Source organism: Acinetobacter sp. NS-4, assembly GCF_037402435.1.
In the GTDB taxonomy this organism is placed as follows: domain Bacteria; phylum Pseudomonadota; class Gammaproteobacteria; order Pseudomonadales; family Moraxellaceae; genus Acinetobacter.
In genome coordinates this window covers 1-830 of record NZ_JBBEUE010000048.1, presented here as the reverse complement: position 1 = coordinate 830, position 830 = coordinate 1, and the positions used below count along the sequence as shown (strand labels likewise).

Annotated in this window: 1 protein-coding gene; it reads left to right on the top strand. The window is 43.4% G+C overall.

Annotation, left to right across the window (positions count from 1 at the left end; translation table 11 throughout):
• On the top strand, positions 1-741 hold a 741-nt coding region (locus tag WAE57_RS15785; RefSeq protein WP_337711304.1), incomplete at its 5' end, for an electron transfer flavoprotein subunit beta/FixA family protein.
• Positions 742-830: the final 89 nt, after the last annotated feature.

Below are 830 nucleotides of genomic sequence, written 5' to 3'. Positions count from 1 at the left end.
GTTGCTGTAAAACGTGTGGTTGATGCCAACGTTAAAGTTCGCGTTAAACCGGACAACAGTGGTGTTGACTTAACCAACGTTAAAATGTCAATTAACCCATTCTGTGAAATCGCAGTGGAAGAAGCGGTTCGTTTAAAAGAAAAAGGAACTGTTTCAGAAATCGTTGTTGTTTCTATTGGTCCTAAAGAAGCGCAAGAACAAATTCGTTCTGCAATGGCACTTGGCGCTGACCGCGGTATTCTGGTTGAAGCTGATGACAGCCAGCTTGGTGCTTTGGAAGTTGCTAAAATCCTGAAAGGTGTTGTTGACGCTGAACAACCACAATTAATCCTTCTTGGTAAACAGGCCATTGATGACGACTCTAACCAGGTTGGTCAGATGCTTGGCGCTCTACTTGGCGCAGGTCAAGGTACATTCGCTTCTGAAGTGAAAGTTGACGGTGACAAAGTACAGGTCACTCGTGAAGTCGACGGTGGTTTACAAACTGTTGAGCTTGCACTTCCAGCAATCATCACCACGGACTTACGTTTGAACGAGCCACGTTATGCTGCTCTTCCAAACATCATGAAAGCGCGTAAAAAACCGCTTGATGCTAAGTCTCCTGCAGATTTCGGTGTTACTACGACAACTAAACTGAAAACAGTGAAAGTTGAAGCTCCTGCTGAACGTAAAGCTGGCGTACAAGTGAAATCTGTAGATGAGCTTGTTGACAAACTTAAAAACGAAGCGAAAGTGATCTAATACAGAAGGATAAAAATCATGAGTATTTTAGTTATCGCTGAGCACGACAACAAAGCACTTAATGGTGCAACTTTAAACGTTGTTGCTGC